The following is a 2,869-nucleotide window of genomic DNA, read 5'->3' on the forward strand; positions in this document are numbered from 1 at the left end:
AACATCAACCTGACGACAATCCACAACCCGATCAAACAGATCATCGCCTCGTCAATCGAGTTGATAGAGGCATCATTGAAAAACGAGAACCGCTACCCGGAGGCGCGGCTCTTTGGCTGCACAATTGTGGAGCGGGGGACGTTAAGGCCGTTGGGGTAGGGGTGCGGTTGATTATGTTTAATAATCCTAGTCTGAATAACATTGTGTCAACTACGGTGAAAGATCAGCGCGGGTTTACTGCTCGTGATGTTAACTGTCAAAAGCGCTGCAATCGCAATATGATTGACCGGCAAACGGGTTTAAGCGCGGGATGGCAGATGAGGGTCTGATGACACAAGGCGTTGACACCGACACTATGGTAATCACACATCGCCAATCATGCTTCTCATGGGCCCAGCCAAAGTAAGTATCTGCCTGGATGATTGCCTGACCAACACAAGGCGCAACAGCGCGAATATTGAGCGCAAAGCGCAACGCAGCCGCACAGTCGGGAGTACCTAACGAAACATGGGCGGTCTTGCGTCCAGCCACTTGCCGTCGGCCTTCCCAGATGCGGCCACTGCATAGACCGCCGCCATCGACCGCAACCCATCCTCTGCGCGTGGATAAAGATTGGCCGCCGGGTCCATCGTGCGCCCTTCTTTGCGGGCGGAAATCGCCTCTGCGAGATCGCAATAGATGTTGGCGAAGGCCAGCGGCATCCCTTCGGCGTGGCCGATGGTGACGCGGGATGTGCGGTCAGCCTCGGGTGACAGGTTCGCCTCGCCACGCTCAATCACTTGCAGCCTTTCGCCAAGTGGCATGTAGTAAAGCTGGTTGGGTTGCTCTTGCGACCAGCGCAGACCACCCGTTTCACCAAAGACCTGAATGCCAAGCCCGTGCTGGCGCCCGATCGCGATGGAGCTGGTCCAAAGCCGCCCAACAGCACCACCGTCCATGCGGAAATTCACCATCGCATCGTCTTCAAGTGTGCGCACATCGATGCAAGACACGGTATCCGCGGAGAGCTTTGTTACCTCCTGACCTGTCACAAAGCTCGCCATATGCATCGCGTGAATACCGCAATCGGCAAACTGGGCGGAAACACCCGCCTGCGCCGGGTCATAACGCCAGCGGACGCGGGGGTTGTCGGCGTCAGTGGCATCGGCGTGGTGCCCATGCGCGAATTCGGCATTCACAAGACGCACCTGTCCAATGTCACCGCGCGCGATCATCGCCCGCATGTGACGGACCAGCGAATAGCCGGTGTAGCCGTAATTCACCGCGCAGATATTGCCTGTCTTTTTGGCGATCTCGACGATCTCTTCGCCCTCTTCCACGGTCATCGTCATCGGCTTTTCGCACAGCACATGAAAGCCGTTTTCAAGGAAGGCTTTCGTGATCTCAAAGTGCGTCGAATTTGGCGTCGCCACAGTCACCAGATCAACGCGGTCATCGCGCTTTTTTTCCGCCGCAAGCATTTCTTCCCAGCCGCCATAGGCGCGGTCGCCCAAGCCCAGACGTTGGCCGTAGTCGATCCCGTAATCGGGCCGGTGGTCGAGTGCGCCGGCTGAGAACTCGAACAAGCTATCCAAGCCTGCACCCAAACGGTGTGCCGGTCCGATCTGGCTGCCTTCGCCGCCGCCAATCATGCCCCATTGTAGTTTTGCCATGACGTTTTCTTTCGTAACAGAGGCTTAGAAGCCGATTGATTCCAGATATTTACGGTTGCTTTCGGCATCCTCAAGCGGGGTGCCGGGCATGGATGGATCGCAGTCTTGCTCAACAGTACACCAGCCTTCAAAACCAGCGTCCAACAAGACTTGCCGCACACCGGGGAAGTCCACATCGCCTTGGCCCAAGTTGCAGAAGATGCCTTGCCCACATGCTTTGTAGAAGTCTGTGCGCTTGGCCACCACGTCAGCTTTTACAACTGGGTCGATATCTTTGAAGTGCATGTAGCTGATCCGGTCGATGTGACGCGTCATGAAGGCCACGGGGTCATATCCGGCATAGGAATGGTGGCCAGTGTCAAAGCAGATTTTCAGGATGCTTTCGTCGACTTCTTCAAGCAGGCGTTCCAGCTCCGGTTCAAAATCGATGAAGCCTGCGGCATGGGCGTGCATCCCAACGGTTAACCCAAATTCTTCCGTACCCATCTTCGCGATTGTCGCGATCCGGTCGCGGAACGCGGTCCATTCGGCGGTGTCCATCTGTTCGGCCTCATCCGCACGGCCCGCGGTGGGTGCGCGCCGCGCAGAGATGCTGTCAATCAGCACCAGATGCTGTGCGCCGTGTGCCACGAGCGCCTTGCAGGTCCGTACAGAGGCATCCATGACCTCATCCCATTTCGCCGCATCATGGAACGGGCGAAACACCACGCCACCGATGATGCTGAGGTCGTTCTTCGCCAATTCATCGGACAAGATGGCGGGGTCTTCTGGCATATAGCCAATCGGCCCCAGCTCGATGCCCTTATAGCCCGCACCGGCGCATTGGCTGAGGACCGATTGCCATGTGGGGTAGGCGGGGTCGGATGCGAATTCGATACCCCATGAACAGGGCGCGTTCCCGATTTTGATCATGATAGCGTACTTTCTTTAGTAATCTGCGATGTTGACCCAAGCGTTCTTGGCGCTGGAATCGAGTGCGGCTGTGACGATGCGGTTGACCTCAAGCCCTTCGGCGAAGGTCGGCCATATGTTGGTTTTGGTGTCGATGGCGGTCAGGAAATCTTTGGCCTCGATGATGATTTGATCTTGGTAGCCTGTGCCATGTCCGGGACCTTGGCAAAAGGACAAATAATCTGGGTGGGCGGGACCAGTCAGGATCTTACGAAAGCCGCGTTCGGCCTCTGGGCCATCCATTGTGTAAAGGTGCAGCGCGTTTT

At 56.7% G+C, this 2,869-nt stretch carries 2 protein-coding genes and 2 pseudogenes; 1 reads left to right on the top strand and 3 read right to left on the bottom strand.

What is annotated here, in order from left to right:
- Positions 1 to 159, top strand: a pseudogene (locus ACFDSS_RS14425) (transcriptional regulator); the annotation flags it as partial.
- A gap of 338 nt (positions 160 to 497) precedes the next feature.
- Here ACFDSS_RS14425 and ACFDSS_RS14430 read toward each other — a convergent pair.
- From ACFDSS_RS14430 to ACFDSS_RS14440, 3 genes and pseudogenes are all read right to left on the bottom strand, one after another.
- Positions 498 to 1,652, bottom strand: a complete 1,155-nt coding sequence (locus ACFDSS_RS14430) for a Gfo/Idh/MocA family protein (protein WP_375256410.1) — start codon at positions 1,650 to 1,652, stop codon at positions 498 to 500.
- Between the two features lie 24 nt (positions 1,653 to 1,676).
- Positions 1,677 to 2,567, bottom strand: coding sequence for a TIM barrel protein (locus ACFDSS_RS14435; RefSeq protein WP_375256411.1), 891 nt, complete (start codon positions 2,565 to 2,567; stop codon positions 1,677 to 1,679).
- Between the two features lie 12 nt (positions 2,568 to 2,579).
- Positions 2,580 to 2,869, bottom strand: a pseudogene (locus ACFDSS_RS14440) (gfo/Idh/MocA family oxidoreductase); the annotation flags it as partial.

It is taken from the genome of Yoonia sp. (genome assembly GCF_042093035.1).
Taxonomy (GTDB): Bacteria; Pseudomonadota; Alphaproteobacteria; order Rhodobacterales; family Rhodobacteraceae; genus Yoonia.

Bases quoted from the DNA above. Each gene is read 5' to 3' on its own strand.
- ACFDSS_RS14430 (WP_375256410.1), bottom strand. From the start codon at position 1,652: ATGGCAAAACTACAATGGGGCATGATTGGCGGCGGCGAAGGCAGCCAG.